15 protein-coding genes are annotated in these 17,300 nt (G+C 65.8%); 10 read left to right on the top strand and 5 right to left on the bottom strand.

Annotated elements, in window-relative coordinates; genetic code table 11:
• Positions 1-3: 3 nt before the first annotated feature.
• Positions 4-942 carry a D-2-hydroxyacid dehydrogenase gene (locus tag K6I40_RS17410; RefSeq protein ID WP_222920245.1) on the bottom strand — a complete coding sequence of 313 codons (939 nt, stop codon included), beginning with the start codon at positions 940-942 and terminating at the stop codon, positions 4-6.
• A gap of 3 nt (positions 943-945) precedes the next feature.
• The gene (locus K6I40_RS17405) at positions 946-2,541 is read right to left on the bottom strand and encodes an AMP-binding protein (protein ID WP_222920244.1); all 1,596 of its coding nucleotides are present in this window, start codon (positions 2,539-2,541) and stop codon (positions 946-948) included.
• A 269-nt stretch (positions 2,542-2,810) separates the two neighbouring features.
• On the opposite strand from K6I40_RS17405, the gene K6I40_RS17400 reads away from it, so the two are divergent.
• Positions 2,811-3,983, top strand: coding sequence for a thiolase (locus tag K6I40_RS17400; protein ID WP_255682136.1), 1,173 nt, complete (start codon positions 2,811-2,813; stop codon positions 3,981-3,983).
• Positions 3,955-4,380: an OB-fold domain-containing protein gene (locus K6I40_RS17395; RefSeq protein WP_222920243.1), complete on the top strand. Its 426-nt coding sequence runs from the start codon at positions 3,955-3,957 to the stop codon at positions 4,378-4,380. The genes K6I40_RS17400 and K6I40_RS17395 overlap by 29 nt, the downstream gene beginning before the upstream one ends.
• A 115-nt stretch (positions 4,381-4,495) precedes the next feature.
• Here K6I40_RS17395 and K6I40_RS17390 read toward each other — a convergent pair whose 3' ends face one another.
• A complete protein-coding gene (locus K6I40_RS17390) occupies positions 4,496-5,545 on the bottom strand; it encodes a MaoC family dehydratase N-terminal domain-containing protein (RefSeq protein ID WP_222920242.1) in 1,050 nt (349 codons plus the stop codon).
• A gap of 489 nt (positions 5,546-6,034) precedes the next feature.
• Between K6I40_RS17390 and K6I40_RS17385 the strand changes: the two genes are divergently transcribed.
• From K6I40_RS17385 to K6I40_RS17350, 8 genes are all read left to right on the top strand, one after another.
• Positions 6,035-6,808, top strand: a complete 774-nt coding sequence (locus K6I40_RS17385; protein ID WP_222920241.1) for an SDR family NAD(P)-dependent oxidoreductase — start codon at positions 6,035-6,037, stop codon at positions 6,806-6,808.
• A 126-nt stretch (positions 6,809-6,934) separates the two neighbouring features.
• Positions 6,935-8,527 carry a class I adenylate-forming enzyme family protein gene (locus K6I40_RS17380; RefSeq protein WP_222920240.1) on the top strand — a complete coding sequence of 531 codons (1,593 nt, stop codon included), beginning with the start codon at positions 6,935-6,937 and terminating at the stop codon, positions 8,525-8,527.
• A 42-nt stretch (positions 8,528-8,569) separates the two neighbouring features.
• Complete coding sequence (locus tag K6I40_RS17375; protein WP_222920239.1) at positions 8,570-9,865, top strand: MFS transporter; 1,296 nt, start codon at positions 8,570-8,572, stop codon at positions 9,863-9,865.
• A gap of 130 nt (positions 9,866-9,995) precedes the next feature.
• On the top strand, positions 9,996-11,537 hold the full coding sequence (locus tag K6I40_RS17370) for a molybdopterin-dependent oxidoreductase (protein ID WP_222920238.1): 1,542 nt from the start codon (positions 9,996-9,998) through the stop codon (positions 11,535-11,537).
• Between the two features lie 281 nt (positions 11,538-11,818).
• On the top strand, positions 11,819-13,183 hold the full coding sequence (locus K6I40_RS17365; protein WP_255682133.1) for an ABC transporter substrate-binding protein: 1,365 nt from the start codon (positions 11,819-11,821) through the stop codon (positions 13,181-13,183).
• A gap of 107 nt (positions 13,184-13,290) precedes the next feature.
• Positions 13,291-14,244, top strand: a complete 954-nt coding sequence (locus tag K6I40_RS17360; RefSeq protein WP_222920236.1) for a sugar ABC transporter permease — start codon at positions 13,291-13,293, stop codon at positions 14,242-14,244.
• Complete coding sequence (locus K6I40_RS17355; protein ID WP_222920235.1) at positions 14,241-15,113, top strand: carbohydrate ABC transporter permease; 873 nt, start codon at positions 14,241-14,243, stop codon at positions 15,111-15,113. The genes K6I40_RS17360 and K6I40_RS17355 overlap by 4 nt, the downstream gene beginning before the upstream one ends.
• Before the next feature lie 46 nt (positions 15,114-15,159).
• Positions 15,160-16,245, top strand: coding sequence for an ABC transporter ATP-binding protein (locus tag K6I40_RS17350; RefSeq protein ID WP_222920234.1), 1,086 nt, complete (start codon positions 15,160-15,162; stop codon positions 16,243-16,245).
• Between the two features lie 10 nt (positions 16,246-16,255).
• On the opposite strand, the gene K6I40_RS17345 is transcribed toward K6I40_RS17350, so the two are convergent.
• Together K6I40_RS17345 and K6I40_RS17340 are read right to left on the bottom strand one after the other, a co-directional pair.
• Positions 16,256-16,831 carry an RDD family protein gene (locus K6I40_RS17345; RefSeq protein WP_222920233.1) on the bottom strand — a complete coding sequence of 192 codons (576 nt, stop codon included), beginning with the start codon at positions 16,829-16,831 and terminating at the stop codon, positions 16,256-16,258.
• Positions 16,832-16,916: 85 nt separating this feature from the next.
• Positions 16,917-17,198 carry a hypothetical protein gene (locus K6I40_RS17340; RefSeq protein ID WP_222920232.1) on the bottom strand — a complete coding sequence of 94 codons (282 nt, stop codon included), beginning with the start codon at positions 17,196-17,198 and terminating at the stop codon, positions 16,917-16,919.
• Between the last annotated feature and the right edge of the window lie 102 nt (positions 17,199-17,300).

Genomic DNA, 17,300 nt, shown 5'->3' with positions numbered 1-17,300 from the left:
CGCTCAGACGACGCGATTCTCGAGAGCTTCACCCGCGAGAAATCGGTCGTAGTTCCGCACGAAGACGTCGGCACAGCGCTCCCAGTAGTGAGGCGTGCTCCCGGCCATGTGCGGCGTCACGAGCACGTCCTCGTGGTCCCACAGCGGCGACTCCTCGGGAAGGGGTTCCGCCTCAAAGACGTCGAGTGCAGCACCGCCGAGTTCGTCGGCCTCGAGCGCGTCGATGAGCGCCGGTTCGTCGACGATCTCGCCGCGGGCGACGTTGACGAGGATCGCCTCGTCGCTCAGTGTCGCCAGCGCCTCGGCGTCGATCAGCCCTCGCGTCTCGTCGGTCAGCGGGCAGGCGACGACGAGGTAGTCGCTCTCGGCGAGGACCGTCTCGAGCCCGTCGGGCCCGTAGATCTCGTCGATGGCCGCGGGCGCGTCGGTCGGATCGCGCTTGGTGCCGATCACGCGGGCATCGAAGGGTCGGCAGTAGTCGGCAACCTGCGAGCCGATCGCGCCGACGCCGACGATGCCGACGGTTCGATCACCGAGTTCGCCACCCGTGTAGCGATCCCACTCCCGGCGGTGCTGTTGGGCGACCGCGCGGTCGAAGCCCCGCTCGAAGTGCAGTAGGTAGCCCAGCACCTGCTGCCCGATCGGCTTCGCGTGGATGCCCGAGACGTTCGTCAGGACGACGTCGTGATCGGTCAGCGCGCCATCGTCGTATACGTCAGTGCCCGCGCTCAGTGCCTGCACCCACTCGAGGGCCTCGGCCGCCTCGAGGACGTCGTCGGGAAGCCGGTGAGTAACGAGGATATCTGCGTCGCCGACGGTCTCGAGCAAGTCGTCCTCGTCCTTGACGTGTGCGAGGTCGATGTCGGGCCGCCGCTCGCGGATCTCGTCAGCGACGATCGGGCCGCCGCCTCCGAGGACGTGGGGCGTGACGACGACGCGCACGAGTCAGGCCTCCCCCTCCTCCCGGTCCTCGTCTTCCTCCCGGTCCTCAAGCTTGTACTTCTGGATCTTGCCGCTGGTGGTGCGGGGGAGTTCGTCGATGAACTCGACCTCGCGGGGGTGCTTGTAGGAGGCGACGTTGTCGAGGAAGAACTCCCTGATTTCCTCGGCGGTGACGTCCTCCTCAGGCTCGACGCCTGGTGCGGTGACGACGTACGCCTTCGGGACCTCGTTGCGGCGTTCGTCGGGGATCCCCACTACTGCGCCCTCGGCGACGGCCTCGTGTTCGGCCAAGAGTTCCTCGAGTTCGCTGGGGTAGATGTTGTAGCCAGCGGAGTTGATCATGTGCTTCTTCCGGTCGACGATCTCGTAGTAGTTATCCGCGTCCCGGCGGGCGATGTCGCCGGTGTAAAACCAGCTATCTTCCGTAAAGGCCCGCTCGGTGGCCTCGGGCATGTTGTGATACCCCTTCATCACCTGCGGCCCGCGGACGAGGAGTTCGCCTTCCTCGCCGACGACGACCGTCTCGCCGCTCGAGTCGACGATTTTGGCCTCAGTCATCCGGGTCGGCTGGCCGATCGTCCCGTGACGCAGGCCGAACGTCGAGCCGCTCTGGGAGTGGGTTGCGCCGTTCGTCTCGGTCAGCCCATATCCCTCCGCCATCTCGACGCCCGCGGTCTCCTCGAACTCCTTCTGGACCGCGACGGACAGCTTCGCGCCGCCCTCGCCGGCCGACTCGAGGCTGGTCAGGTCGTACTCGCCGAACTCCTCGCTGTTGATCATGTCGACGTACATCGCGGTGACGCCGACGTAGTGGGTGATCCCCTCTTCTTCGATCAGTTCCATCGCGGCGTCGCCGTCCCAGTTGGCGGCGCTGCGGAGGGAGACGCTGCCGCCCCGTACGAGCGGCTGCCAGGCGGTGTGAGTGAAGCCGGTGATGTGATACAGCGGGAGCCAGACGAGGCTCTTGACGTCCTCGTCGTCGAGCGCGTGGTCCTGGGAGAGCACGGCAAACGTCTGGGCGCGGAAGTTTCGATGCGTCAGTTGGACGCCCTTCGGTTTCCCCGTCGTCCCCGAGGTGTAGGGCAGCAACGCCACGTCGTCGTCGGCCCGCTCGACGAACCGTTCCTCGCCGCGGACGTTCTCGAAGGTGTGGATGTCGTTGTCCTCGGAATCAGTACCGACCGAGATGATGATCGGATTCCACTCGATCTCGGCGAGTGCCTCCTCGAGGTGAGGTTCCAGCGCCTCGTGGGTGAGGACGGCCGTCGCTTCGGTGTCCTCGAGCTGGTAGGTCAGCTCCCGCTTGCGGTACTGGGGGTTGACCGGCGAGACGATCGCACCCGCTTTGAACGCCCCGAGGGCACCGATCAGGTACGGCGGACAGTTCGGCAGGTACTGGAGCAGAACGTCGCCGGGCTCGATGCCGAGATCGGCCAGCCCGCCGGCGAACCGCGCGCTCTCGGCCTCGAGTTCGGCGTGGGTCAGCGTCCGCCCGTGATACTCGATCGCTCGTGCGTCGCCGTGAAGCCGGGCCGTCTCGTCGTGGAGCCGCGCCACGTTGCCGTCCCTGGTAGCCTCGGTAACGCTCGCCAAATCCATGGCCCGTGATACCACGGAATGGTATAAAATAGTATCTATGTTTGGCAGGGAACGGAGCTGAATTCCATTACTTCGTTAACTAGAGGGAGACCATCTCTCAACAGTGGTATTCAAATCGCGGTCGATTTCCAGGGACGGCGTTCCTACTGCGGCCCACCGGAAACGGCCGATCGCGCGATGGCTGTTATGGTATCACCTACCACAACCTATTTGCGTTCGGTCGGGATATCAGGAGACCATGGGACGATCCGATCGACGGAGGGACACCCGTGGCTGAACCGATCATCGCGGGCGTCGCCGAGAGCAATCTCGGCGAAACACCCGATCGAAACTGGCTGGATAACGCGGCGATTGCGACCGTCCGTGCCCTCGAGGACGCCGGTTGTACTCTCGAAGATGTCGACGGTGTCGCGGTCGCCGGCGGCGATGACTACATGCCCGCACTGGTGCTCTCGGAGTACCTCGATCTCGAGGAGCCCTCGTTCCTCGAGGGGACCGAGATCGGCGGCTCGTCGTTCGAGCACTTCTGTGGCCACGTCCGCGACGCGATGGCTCGCGGCGAGGCCGATGTGGTGGTCGTCGCCTACGGCTCAACCCGAAATACGGGGCCTAGAGACGAGCGATCGCTCGAGGAGACACACCCGATCGACGGCTTCGTCCGACCGACGGGGCTCTTTCGCCCGCCGGGAGCGTACGCCATGGCCGCGCGGCGGCACATGCACGAGTACGGCACCACGGGGGAACAGCTCGCCGAAATCGCCGTCGCGACCCGCGAGTGGGCCGCGATGAATCCCAAGGCCGCGCATCGAGAGCCGATTACGGTTGACGACGTCCTCAAGTCCCGGAAAATCGCGGAGCCATTCACCCTGCTCGACTGCTGTCTCGTCTCGGATGGCGGCGGTGCGGTCGTGCTCGTCTCCGCGGAGAAAGCGGCGGAACTCGGCGTGCCGGAGATCGCCGTCGCGGGCGTCGCCTCGACGAGCACCCACCGCCAGGACATCAGCGAGATGCCGGACATGACGACCACCGGTGCGGCGGTAACGGGACCGAAGGCCTTCGAGCAAGCAGGGATTACCCACGACGACGTCGATGTCGCCGAAATTTACGACTCATTTACCTACACCGCCCTGGTCACCCTCGAGGATCTGGGCTTCTGCGAGAAGGGCGAGGGCGGCGAGTTCGTCTCCGGCGGCACCACCGCACCCGGCGGCGAGTTGCCGATGAACACCCAGGGGGCGGGCTCTCGTATTGCCACCCCGGACACTTTGGCGTCTTCGTCCTCATCGAGGCCGCCAGACAGCTCCGCGGCGAGTACACGGGAGAGCGCCAGGTCGACGACGCCGAGGTCGCGGTCGCCCACGGCACCGGCGGACTCCTCTCCTCGAGTAGCACGGTCGTCCTCCGGAGGGAATCATGAGCGCACCAGTGAAAGACCGCCGTGAGAAGTGGGAGGGACCGGTTCCCGTCCCGACCGGCGCGACGGTTCCCTTCTGGGCGGGAACGCTCGAAGGAGACCTGCGCTATCAGGAGTGTGAGTGTGGCAACCGCCAGCTCTACCCGCGAGCGATCTGTACCAGTTGCGGAGACGAGGACCCGCCGTTCGAAGTCAGCGAGGGTGTCGGGACGATCTACACCTATACCGTCTGCCACGTCCCCGGCGAACCCGGCTTTGGCGATCGCACGCCGTACGTCGTCGGTGCGATTGACCTCGTCGAGGGCCCTCGTTTGCTCGCGCTGATCGACGCCGAGCCCGAGGGACTCGAGATCGGCGCATCGGTCGCGGTCACCTTCTGGCAAATATCTGACGTGGCTGCGATTCCGGTGTTCGTGCCGGAGTAGGAATCGATCCGTCCATTTCAGCTGCCACTCTGCGATAGCTATCCAATCAACCGCCACGTGGGCGGGAATGAAAGGGCGTCGGGCTTTCTGCGTATTCTGTACTAGTATTGTCCCATCACTCTTCAGACGAAAGCCGAGCCGTCGCCGTCCCGGTCAGTAGCGTCTCGCCGTCGGCCGTCCGCGCCTCGAGTTCCGTTTCCACCGTTCCCGCGTCGCGATCGATTTCGACGACCTCGCCGCTCGCGACGACGGTGTCGTCGGGGAAGACTCGCGACTGGAATCGGACGCCGAACGTCGAGACGTCCCGCAGGTCGAACCAGTTGGCGACGACGCGGGAGGTGATCCCGGCGGTGAACATCCCCTGCCCGAAGACGCTCTCGTTGCCCGCAGCCGTAGCGTAGGGCTCATCGTAGTGGATCGGATTGAAGTCGCCGCTGGCCCCGGCGTACGTGACGAACTGCTTGCGTTCGAGGTCCTCGACGACCGCGGTGGGGCCGGCGTCGCCGGGCTTGAGCTCCGCGACGGTGCGGACGCGCTCGAACTCGTCGACCGTCGCCGAGGGAGCCGCCGGCTCCGTCGCGGCGGTGCCGCCGTCGGCTTCGGTCGGGTCGTCGCTCGCGGGCTCCGCGGCCCCGTTGGCCGCCTTGCTCTCGCCGTCGTCCGCTCCGCTTCCGTCGTCGACCGCGCCCTCCGTTTCGATCGCCGTCGAGCGGTCGGTCAGGACGAGGTCGCCGTCCCGGGTCCGGTACTCGGTCTCGAGGACGGCGAAGGTCATCGTCCCCGCGCGGCCGCCCTCGCGCTGGAAGACGTCCGCGAGGGTGGCCGTCCCCTCGAGGACGTCGCCGACGTAGATGGGGCGTTCGTACTCGTGGGCCTGTTCGCCGTGGAGGACGTACTCCGGCCGGAAGCCGAGGTCGAACCCCTTCCCGTCGACGTCGGCGGGCGTGTACCGCGGGAACCGGCCGACCTGGGTGTAGGTCAGCGGCGCGGGGACGCGGTCGTGGCCTCGGTCCGCCGCCGCGGTCTCGTCCCAGAAGACCGGGTCCTCGGCCGTGATCGCCCGCGCGAACTCCTCGACCTTGCCGGGCTCGATGCGGAACTCCTCGACCGTGACTCGGGAATCGCCGACCATCGCCTCGAGGTCCGCGAGCGGCCTAGTCGGCATCGTGGCCCTCCGTGGCTCGAGCGGTCGTCTGCCGGTCGGTCGTCGCGGTGCGGTCCGCGGGTCCGTGCTGTCCGCGTTTCATTGCCACCACGGTTTGGCCAGGACCGTCATAACAGTACCCCTCTCGGACGCTCTTCGTCGGTGCTCTCGCTCGATATGGATACGCCAGTCGATTTCCTCCCGTCACAACGGAGACGAGTGTCCTGCTATCCCGGCAACAGGGGATTGCCACGCCCTCCCCAGCCGATTCGTTCGTTCACTCCGTTCACTCACCCTCGCGCATCGTCGGCCCGCGGTTCGCCGTCGGTTCGGGTTCCCGACGGTCACCGCTCACGCGGCTCACCGCGGTCCAGCGCGCGCCACCGCAGCCGGGTGGTCGAATGGCTTATACCGGCGGTCGATGAACTCGGACACGCTTATGCCAGTGACTATCACACTCGGCTCGAGAGAACGGTCAATCGAACGGAGTCGCGTCGCGGAGGGGCGCCGATGACGATCGACCAGTTCAGCGTCGCGGGTCAGACCGCGATCGTCACCGGCTCCTCGAGCGGGATCGGGAAAACGATCGTCGAGCGGTTCGCGGACGACGGCGCGAACGTCGTCGTCACCTCTCGAGAACTGGAGAACGTCGAGCCGGTCGCCGACGCGATCAACGAGAGCGACCGGCCGGGCGAGGCCATCGCGATCGAGTGCGACGTGACGGATCGGGCGGCCGTCGAGCGCCTCGTCGACGAGACCGTCGAGACGTTTGGCGGTCTCGACATCCTGATCAACAACGCCGGAGCGAGCTTTCAGGCTCCGCTCTCGGATATCAGCGAGAACGGCTGGAAGACGATCGTCGACATCAACCTCCACGGCACGTTCCACTGCTCGCAGATCGCCGTCGAGCACATGCGCGAGCACGGCGGCGGCCGGATCGTCAACTTCGCCAGCGTCGCGGGAACCCGCGGCTCGAAGACGATGAGCCACTACGGCGCGGCCAAGGCTGGCGTCGTCAACTTCACCACCTCCGCCGCGGCCGACTGGGCGGAAGACGGTATCTGGGTCAACTGTATCGCCCCCGGCCTCGTCGCGACCGAGGGCGTCCGCACCCAGATGGGCGTCGAGGACGACGCCGAGGAGATCGCCCGCACGACACCGGACCGGACGATCGGCAAACCCGAGGAGGTCGCCGACCTCGCGCAGTTCCTCGCCAGCCCGGCCGCCTCCTACATGGTGGGCGAAACGGTCACGATCAAGGGTATCCCGCGCCTCGAGGAGTGACGGCGGGGCTCACGTCTCGCGCGGCCGGGTCACACCGAGCACGGGGCGATTCCGATTCCCCCGAAACGTGGACCCTGTTACCAGTACCCGCATATTTTTCAGCCGGAACGACAAACCACGGGCAACATGGAGCTCGATATCGTCTCCGCGGAGACCCTCCTGGAGCCGCCCTATGACGGGAACGTCGCTCGCTTGCTCGAGCGAGCGGTCGCAGAGCATCCCGATACGATCGCCGTCGAACACGCCGGCGAGACCGTCACGTATCGCGACTTGGGCGACCGCGTCGCGCGGTTCGCGACCGCACTCCGGGAACTCGGCCTCGAGGCGGGCGACCGGGTCGGCGTCTACATGCCCAACGGCATCCCCTTCTGTACCGTCGTCTGGGCCTGCTGTCACGCTGGCGTGATCGCGAGCCCGCTGAATCCCGAGTATCGCCGCCGCGAGATCGAATACCAGCTCGAGCACGCCGACGCCGAGGCGGTGGTCATTGACGGCGCGGCCGACGACTACGTCCGCGAGGCCGTCGCCGATCTCGAGACCGAGATCGTCAGCGCGACGGCCGGGAGCGACGGTGATCATCCCTCGTTGCCGGGCCTCGCCGGCGACGCGACCGACGCCGAGGCGGAAATCGTCGACCGCGAGGACGAGGACGTCCTCCTCCAGCCGTACACTTCGGGGACGACGGGGAAACCGAAGGGCGTCCTGCTGACCCACCGCAACTTCCGGGTCCAGATCGCACAGAGCGTCTCGAGCTACAGCGCCGGGCCGATCGAGGGCGACGGGATCATCGTCCTGCCGATGTACCACATCACGGGGATGATCGGGATGATGGCGTCGCTCTGTGCCGGCCGAACGCTGCACCTGCTGCGACCGGACCAGTGGGACCCCGAGCGCGTCCTCGCGAAACTCGACGAACACGACATCCCCGCCTTTACCGGCGTCGCCGCGATGTTCGTCGATCTGCTCGAGGCCCACGACCCCGACGAGTACGACCTGTCGACGCTGGTCCGGGCGGGTCAGGGCGGGGACAAGTTACCGAAACCGATCCAGGAGGGGTTCGAGGAGGCGTTCGACGTGCCCCTCACCGAGGGATACGGGCTCACGGAGACGACCGCGACGAGTCATACGATCCGGTGGTCGTCGCTCGGAAACCGGCCCGGTAGCGTCGGCCAGCCGGTCGGCCACACGCGCTCGAAGGTCGTCGACGAGGACGGCAACGAGGTCGATCCCGGCGAGGAGGGCGAGATCCTCATCGCCGGATCGCAGGTGATGAAAGGCTACTACAAGAACCCCGAGGCCAACGAGGAAGTCTTCACCGAGGACGGCTACTTCCGCACCGGCGACATCGGGACCCGCGACGAGGACAACTACTACTACATCAAGGGCCGCGAGAAGGAGATGATACTGACAGCGGGGTACAACGTCTACCCCCGCGAAATCGAGGATTTGCTTTACGAGCATCCCGAGATCCACGAGGCGGCGGTCTTCGGCGTCCCCGACGAGCGACGCGGCGAGACCGTCGCCGCCGCGGTCGCTCCCGCGGAGGGGACGGACCTGACCGCCGCGGACGTCGAGGCGTACGTCCTCGACGAACTCGCCCCCTACAAACACCCGCGGATCGTCGAGATCCGGCGCGACCTCCCCAAGACGGGCAGCGGGAAGATCCGGAAGACGGCCCTGCGCGACGAGTTCTGCGAGGAACACGGGATCGAACCGTGAACTACCTGTACCCGGGGCCCCGATTCGGCGAGTATCACGACGATGTCTGAAGAGCCTACCTACTCGACGGCGGAGATACGGACGATCGCGCTCGCGGTCATCGCGGGCGTCTTCTTCGGCGGCGTCGCGACCGGGGTCGCGTTCCCGACGCTGCCGCTGCTCGACGAGCGGTTGGTCATCTCCGCGGTCATGCTGAGCGTGATCCTCTCGGCCAATCGGATCGCGCGACTGTTCATGAACACGCCGGCGGGGACGATCATCGACCGAGTCGGCGCGCGGAAACCGATGATCTTCGGGCTGTTCACGCAGGCGCTGGCGCCGTTCGGCTACATCGTCGGCCTTCACACGCCGCCGACCGAACTCGGATCGGTACCGTTGCTCGGCGAGGTGTCGCTGCCGGGAGTCGTCTTCATCCTGGCGCGGCTGTTCTGGGGCGTCGGCAGCGCGTTCGTCTTTATCGGGGCGTTCGCGACGATCACGTACGTGACGACGTCCGACAACCGCGGCCGGTGGGTCGGCTACATGCGGGGCGGGCAGTCACTGGGCTTTCCGACCGGGCTCGTCGTCGGCGGCGTGCTGACCGATCTCGCCAGCATGCAGACGGCCTTTCTCGCCGCGGGCGTCCTCGCGCTGATCGCCGGCACCCTCGCGACGCTGGTCCTGCCGGACGTCCACGCCGGCGCAGAGGAGAGTCGAGCCGCGAAACTCCGGGAAGTCCCCGCGCTGCTCGCCGCGAATCCCACCGTCGTCCTGATCGGCTACGGGAACTTCACCGTGCGGCTCCTCTGGGGCGGGATCATCCTCTCGACGCTCGCCCGCTACGCCAACGAGTACGGCCTCGAGCTCTCGGCGCTCGGTGCGGCGGGCATCAGCGGGATCGTGATGGGACTGGGCGTGCTCACCTCGGGGTCGATGACGATCGTCACCGGCTGGGTGTCGGACATGGTCAGCGACCGCACGCTGCTGACGGTCCCCGCCTTTCTCTCGATGGGTGCGGGATTCCTGATCATCGCCTACGTGCCGACGATCGAGGCCCTGCTCGGGGCCATCGTCCTCGTCGGCGGCGGGATGGGCGCGGCCGCGCCCGCGATGCTGGCGATCATGGGCGATCTGACCCCCGGCGACGAACTCGGCCGGATGGGCGGCGTCTATCAGGTGATGGGCGACGTCGGACTCAGTCTCGGCCCGCTCGTAGCGATCCCCGCCGTCGATCTCTGGTTCGGCTACCAGACGACGTACGTGCTCTGTGCTGCGCTCGTCTTGAGCTGCCTGACGATCGTCTCGCTTCCGCTGTTGCGGAATCCCGATGTCTCGAGGACGGGCGTCAGAGCGGACTGAGGGGTTCGACGCCATTCCGTGCGACGGCGAACGCGGCCTCGACGGCCGACAGCGCGATCCGTCCCCTCCGAACCCGACCGCCGTGCGCGAAGCTTTCATGTTCGCCCGACCCTCATTGACACACATCATCATGGTAAAGTCACGTACATTGGGGGCGGCCGCTCGCGTGCGCCCGTGGCTCCCCCTGTTCGCCGTGGCGCTCGCTGCGGGACTCGCCGCCGTTGGGGGGTCGTACCTGTCCGTCGGTCGACGGCCGGCCTTCGTCGCGACGCCGATCGACCGGCTCGTCATCGCGGCCAGCCCCGACGCGCTCGTGACGTTCGCGATCACCCAGTTGGGGACGCTCGGCCACCGGTTGGCCTTTCTGACAGCCATCGCACTGACGGCCGTGCTCTTCGGGCTGGCGGCCCTGCCCGGCGCGGTGCTCCTCCAAGGTCGCGGGCCCGTCTCCGGCGCGTCGGGCGTGCGAGGCGGCGCGCTCGTCGGCGTCGTCGCCGGAACGGTCCTGCCGGGCGCGGTCGCGTTCGGGCTGACCCGCTCGCCGATCTCGAGTGCCGGCACCGCTGCTGGGGCCGGACTCGTCTTGTTCGTCACGGCCGGGACGGCCGTCCTCGTCACCGGCGAGGACGCTGCCCTCGGTTCGCTCGGCCGGCGGCGCGTCCTCGGTGCCGTCGGGTCGGCGATCGGCGTGAGTGCGCTCGGACTCTTCGTCCGCGGAACTGGCGAGGAGTCGTTTCCGTCGGCCCTCGAGATCCCCGAGGACGCCCGACCCGCGGTTCGAGAGTCGCTCACGCAGGCGAAAGACCGGTCGCTCGCTGTCGAGGGGCTCGAGCCGCTGGTCAGTACGGACTTCTATGAGGTCGACATCGCCAACGTCAACCCCGCTGTCGACCGCGACGAGTGGACGCTCTCGATCACTGGAGCCGTCGAGGAGGTGGTCGAGTACGAGTTCGCGGATATCGAGGGCATGGCCCTCGAGGACCGGTTCGTCACCCTTCGCTGTGTCGGCGATCAGCTCAATGGGTGGCAGATGGACACCGCCCTCTGGAGTGGCGTGCCCGTCGAGCGCCTCTTGGAGGTGGCGAACCCTCAGGGCGACCGCGTCATCTTGCACGGGGCCGACGACTACTACAACGAGTTCCCGATCGAGGCGCTGTGGCCGGGGCTGTTGGCCTACCGAATGAATGGTCGGCCGCTGCCGCGAGCGCACGGGGCTCCGGTGCGCGCACTCGTCCCGGGCCACTGGGGCGAGATCAACGTGAAGTGGCTGACCGAGATCGAGGTTCGCGACGAGGAGACTACGGGCTACTGGGAGCACCGCGGCTGGCACGGCACCGGCCCGGTCGAGACGGTCGCCAAGCTCTGGCAGATCAACCGTCTCGGAAGCGGCCGCTATGAGGTGGCCGGTCACGCCTATGCCGGCACCAGAGGCATCGAGGCCGTCGAAGTCTCGACTGACGGCGGCGATACCTGGGTCGACGCCGAACTGTCAGAACCCCTCCCGGGTGAGGACGTCTGGCGACAGTGGCGACACGAGTACGGGGCGGCAGGGACACACGACGTGATCGTCCGGGCCCGCGACGGCAACGGGGCCCTTCAGATCCCCGACGAGGACGGCCCGAAGCCTGATGGTGCCACTGGCTGGGTTACCGAGACCGTCCGACTGCAATGAGTACGGGCCGGTGTTCAGGGATGGTCGCTTCGCCCGGCACGGCGCTGTCCGTCTCACCGCGCTCCATCAATGGGCTCGGAAATCATCGCTGGCGGTCTCGTCGAGGGGCATATTGTATAGAAATCACACTCGGTAACAGAATATGCTCGCGTCGTAATTTGTACGAAAGAATAGTGAACTTTTATAGGACTGCACGAAGCTGTTATCACTGTGGAAGTGTGGCTTGATCACAGATGACACGCAATACCCTCAATAGACGCCGGGTGCTTATCGGAGCAGGTGTGGGAATCACTGGTGCTGTAGCGGGCTGCCTGGGTGGTGGCGGTGGTGGTGACGACGAGGTCCACTTCATCACGGACTACTACAACAGCTCCTGGGAGTCCCTCTGGGGCGACCTCGAGTCGGAGTTCGAGGACGAGACCGACACCGCCATGAACATCGAGGAGGGCGGGATGTCCGGCACTCAGGAGGGCCGTCTCGCCCAACTGATCCAATCTGGCAATCCGCCGGACGCAAACACGTCCACGTTCGATCAGGTGGCCGACATCTGGGAGACCGGACAGCTCAACACCGTCAACGACGTCGTTTCGTCGATCGAAGAGGTCAACGGGCAGATAAACACCGACGCGTTCCTCGGCGAGGGCGACGAGATCTATCAGATCCCTCACGGGCTGTACGTGTCGAACTTCCAGTACCGGGCGGACATCTACGAGCAGCTCGGGCTGGAGGAACCGCAGACCTTCCAGGACGTTCTCGATAACGCCCGGGCCATCGACGAGGCGGACGACGTGGACGCCCGCGGGTACGGGCTGGCCGGGATGCCGACCGGCAAGAGCCAGGACGAGTTCCTCGTCCTCCTGGCGAGCGCCGGCGTCCCCGGCATCGGCCTCCGCTGGCAGGACCCGGACGCCCGCGAGGAACTCGAGATTCACTTCCCCGAGGAAGAGGTTACGACGGTCCTGCAGTACATGAAGGACCTCTCCCAGTACTCGCCCGACCCGACCAGCATCGGCTGGGCGGAGTCGCTCAGCCAGTGGCTCCAGGGGCAGTACGCCCAGTGCTACCACCTCAACGCCTGGCCGGTCGGTCTCGCCGCGGCCCAGGCCGAGGCCCAGGACAGCGACGCCCTCCGCGGACTGGCCGAGGCCACCCAGGTCAGGGCGTACCCGACCTGGGGCGAGATCGACAAAGACGAGAACTGGCTGTCCGCCCCGGCGCCGGACGGCTACCACATCTTCGCGGGTGGCACGAACTCGGAGGGTGCCAAGGAGTGGTTCGAGTGGCTCTACGCCGACAGCATGGAGCGGACCGTGCAGTTCTACGAGGCGGATCCGGGCCGGTTCCTGCCGACCTACGCCGACGTGATCGGGTCCGACGCGTTCCAGAACCAAGACCTCTTCCAGGCCCACCCCCACCTGCTCGAGAAGCTCCAGTACTGTCAGGACGAGATCTGGGCCAACCACTACGGCAGCGTCGACGAGGCCGACATCTCCTCGCCAGAGTCGCTGTACATGCAACGCCAGTGGTTCTACGGCGAGATGGTCAACCGCGTCGTCACCGACTCGATGTCCGTCCAGGAGGCCTACGAGTGGGGGTACGGACAGCTCGAGGGCGCCTTCGCGGACGCACAAGAGCAGTTCGGATAGCCAGCCCTGGGCCCCGTCGGTCCCTCATTCGATCGCGTTCGGCGCGGAACCGATCGTTTACGAACAACCGTGAGATTAACATACATGGATGAAGAAGGAACGTAAATATGGCCAGTGAAACCGGAGAATCGATTCGACCTCGCGGGACGTATATCCCGTGGGACGAGTTGCCCGTGGAGCGGGAGACCGTCGTCGGGGTCGGAACCGTTCTCCCCGTCGTCGTACTGTATACACTCATCGCGGTGTTCCCGATTGCCTTCGCGTTCTGGGCGTCGCTCCACGACATCCACACGCTCAACCCCGAGTGGGAATGGGTCGGCTTCGCGAACTACGCTGAGGTCCTGAACATTTCCACGTTCTGGGGGTCGCTGTGGCGCGGGATCGTGTACATGGTCGGCAGCACCCTCCTCCAGCTCGCCGTCGGGCTCTGGATGGCGCTCGTGCTCAACCGCATCACCCGCGGCCAGAAGCTGCTCACCGCGGTGGTCTTCACGGCCTACCTAATTCCGACGATCATCGTCTCACTGGTGGCGCTTCGGGTGTTCGACCCGCTCGGCGGCGTGTTCCAGATGATGGGTGCCGAGTGGTTCGGCCTGTGGAGCAGCCAGACGGCCCCGCTGGGCTCGCGCGATTGGGCCATGCGCCTGCTGATCCTCATCGGAAGCTGGAAGTTCGCCGTCTTCGTGACCATCTTCACGCTCGCACAGTTACGCGCGATTCCCGACCGGTTCTACGAGGCGGCGAAGGTCTGCGGCGCGAACCGGTGGCAGATGTTCCGCGACATCACGCTGCCGCGTCTCATGGGGATCGTCCTGGTCGTCGTCTTGCTCCGGTCAATCTTCATGTTCAACAAGTTCGACATCATCTGGCAGCTCACGCAGGGCGGCCCCGGTAACGCCACGACGACGCTCCCCGTGCTGGCCTACAAGACCGTCTACACCGATCAGGCCTACGGTCTCGCCAACGCTATCTCCGTCGTCATGTTCCTGTTCCTCCTCGCGTCAGCGATCGTCTACTTCAAACTCTTCAATCCCAGTGAGGAGGTGGAGACGACCACATGAGTCAGAGCGAACCACCGGGAGGCATCTTCGGCCTCTCGTACGACGGCGAGACTCGGGCCTTCGAAGCACTGAAGCTCGTCAGCACCGCGATCATCGTCCTCGTCGGCGCCTGGCCGATCTACTGGATGACCCAGCTCGCGTTCACTGAGTACGAGACCGTTGAGGACGCCGTCACCGTCTTCCCCACGCCCGAGATATTCACGGTCAGTAATTTCACGGTTCTGACGGACCCGGAGATGTACACCTATATGTTCAACACGGTCGTGGTGGCCATCGGCACCATCGTCACGGTCGTCATCGTCTCGTTGGTCGCCGGCTACGGCCTCGCGCGACTGGACTTCCCGCAGAAGGAGAACTTCGCGCGGATCCTCCTGATCGGCTACCTCTTCAGTCCCATCGTCATCGGCATCCCGCTCTACCAGATCTGGCGGAGCATCGGGCTGCTCGGCACCCGTATTGGGCTCATCATCGCGCTGTCGGCGGTCTCGATGCCCTTCGCGGTGTGGCTGATGTGGAAGTACATTATGACAATCCCCGAGGCTCACGAGGAGGCGGCGTGGGTCGACGGGGCCTCGCGCTGGCGGGGCTTCCGCGACGTCGTCGTGCCGCAGTGCCGACCGGCGATCATCGCCGCGGCCCTGTTCGCCTTCGCGCTCGCCTGGAACGACTTCACGTTCGCACAGATCCTCCTGCCCCAGACCGACACCACGACGTTCGCTCCCGGGATCCTCCGGGCGATGGGGCAGGCCCAGTTCCTGCCGGACGCCTATCTGATGGCGATCTCGCTGGCCATGACGCTGCCACCGCTGTTGTTCGCCTACTTCATGCAGAGCTACCTGCTAAAGGGGTTCCAGGTCAGGGCCCTCTGAGATCGTGCACCACGTTTACAACTAATACCACGAGATACACTACCATATGCCAGACATCAAGATTCAGAACCTGACGAAAGTGTACAAGGAATCGGGCAACGAAATCGTTGCAGTAGACGACGTAAACCTGACCATCGCCGACGGCGAGTTCGTGACGCTGGTGGGGCCCTCGGGCTGTGGCAAGACTACGACACTCCGGTGCGTTGCGGGGCTGAACAAGCCGACCAGCGGCACAATCCACTTCGGCGACCGCGACGTAACGACCAAACCGGTCCAGGAGCGCAACATCGCGTTGCTCTTCCAGGACATCGCGCTGTACCCCCACATGAGCGTCCAAGAGAACATGGCCTACGGACTCAAGATCACGGGGTTCTCGCGGTCGGAACGCCTCGCCCGCGTCGAGGAGGCCGCAGAGTTGCTCCAGATCACCGACCAACTCGAGAAGATGCCTGCCGACCTCTCCGGCGGGCAACAACAGCGCGTCGCGCTCGGCCGGTCGCTCGTGCGGGACCCGGAAGTCTTCCTGTTCGACGAACCCATGTCGGACTTAGACGCCAAGCTCAAAGCCGAACTGCGGCCGGTCATCGAGAAGGTGACCGACGAGATCGGCTGTCCGACGCTGTACGTGACCCACGACCAGGAGGAGGCGATGACGATGTCCGACCGCGTCGCGGTCATCAACGACGGCGAACTGGCGCAGGTCGCCCCGCCAAAGGAGGTGTACGACGAACCGGGTTCACAGTTCGTCAGCCAGTTCATCGGCCAGCCGTCGACCCAGTTCTTCGACGGGACCGTCAGGGCCGTCAACGGGACCGCAGAGCTAGTGGTCGGCAACTACGAATACGATCTCGTCCGCGACGGTCTCGAGGGGTGGGCCGGTGACGACGTTCGCGTTGGCCTCCGGCCGCAGTACATCGAGGTCAGCGACGATCCCGAAGCCGGCATCCCGGCGACACACCTGCTGGACGAGCCCCTGGGGGATGCGACGCACAGCTTCTTCGAGACCGAGTTCGGCGAAATCGTTGTCGTCACCAACCCGGACTTCGAGGGCGGCGGCAAGCAGTACGGCCTCGTCTTCCAGGTTGATTCTATCCAGCTGTTCGACGCCGACTCCGGTGTCCGAATCGCCTGACCCCGCGCGGTCAGTTCTCGCGTGAGCCGTCCGCTCGAGCGGCCGCACTCGTGTCCGTGTCGGCCGAGACTGCCGTATCGCGATCGGTCGGGGCCGTCGAGCGGACGACGATCGTCCCGGCAGCGTGGTCGCCGAGGCGACGGCCGCCGGTCATGAGCGCCGACACAAATCCGAGTACGAGCGGCGGGATGCCGAGCAGATCGATGTACAGCAGAAGGTTCCGGACGGCGCTGGCGCGGTAGGTACACGGGCTCCCGTCCGCCATGACGACCAGCAGGCCACGATTGACCTTCCCTGGCGTCCGGCCGTATCGCCACTCGAAGACGAACGAGTAGGTGGCGTAGAGCGGGAGGAGGACGAGCAGCGACAGGATGATAACGTACCCCCCGAGTGCCTCGTAGGGATCGCTGAACGCCGTTCCCAGCACGTAGATCGCGGGGAATTCGATCAGGACGTAGCAGACGAACAGGTCGATCGCCGCCGCACTTCCGCGGGCGAGCACCACGTCGCGGTCACCCGCGGTTTCCAGTATCGGTGCCGGTTGCCGTCGGGTCGGCAGGAACCCGTCTAGCTTCCAGTCGATCACGGTACCACCGCCTCGCCGTTCATGGCGGAGTCATTCACCAGGAGACACAAAATACCTCCCCCACCGCCGATTCCGACGGCCGGGATCACTCCATCCTGACGTCCGTTCGGAGCGTCGCGAGGAAGTAGAGTAACAGGAAGAGAGTGATCCCAGCGAACACCTGTGAGTCGATCGATAGGTAGCCGTCCACGCGGTACAGCAGGACGCTGGTGACCGCCAGCACGACGATGGCACCGGCGGTCCGCCACCGCTCTCGAACTTTCTCGATGGTCACCGCCGCCCCGGACTTCTCTACCGTATCCGACGCCTCGCGGATGTTCTCCAGTCCGGCGCTCTCCGAACCCCGTCGAGTCGTGTCTCCACTCATATGTAACGGTTTATCCCTGTCCGAGCGTAAATAGCTATGGGTGTCGAGGAGTGGCGAGTGGCGATAGAAGCCCGATCGAACCGATAGTGGTCACTGACAGTC

Origin of the sequence: Natrinema sp. SYSU A 869, from assembly GCF_019879105.1 — an archaeon.
In the GTDB taxonomy this organism is placed as follows: domain Archaea; phylum Halobacteriota; class Halobacteria; order Halobacteriales; family Natrialbaceae; genus Natrinema.
This window is presented reverse-complemented; position numbering and strand designations above follow the sequence as displayed.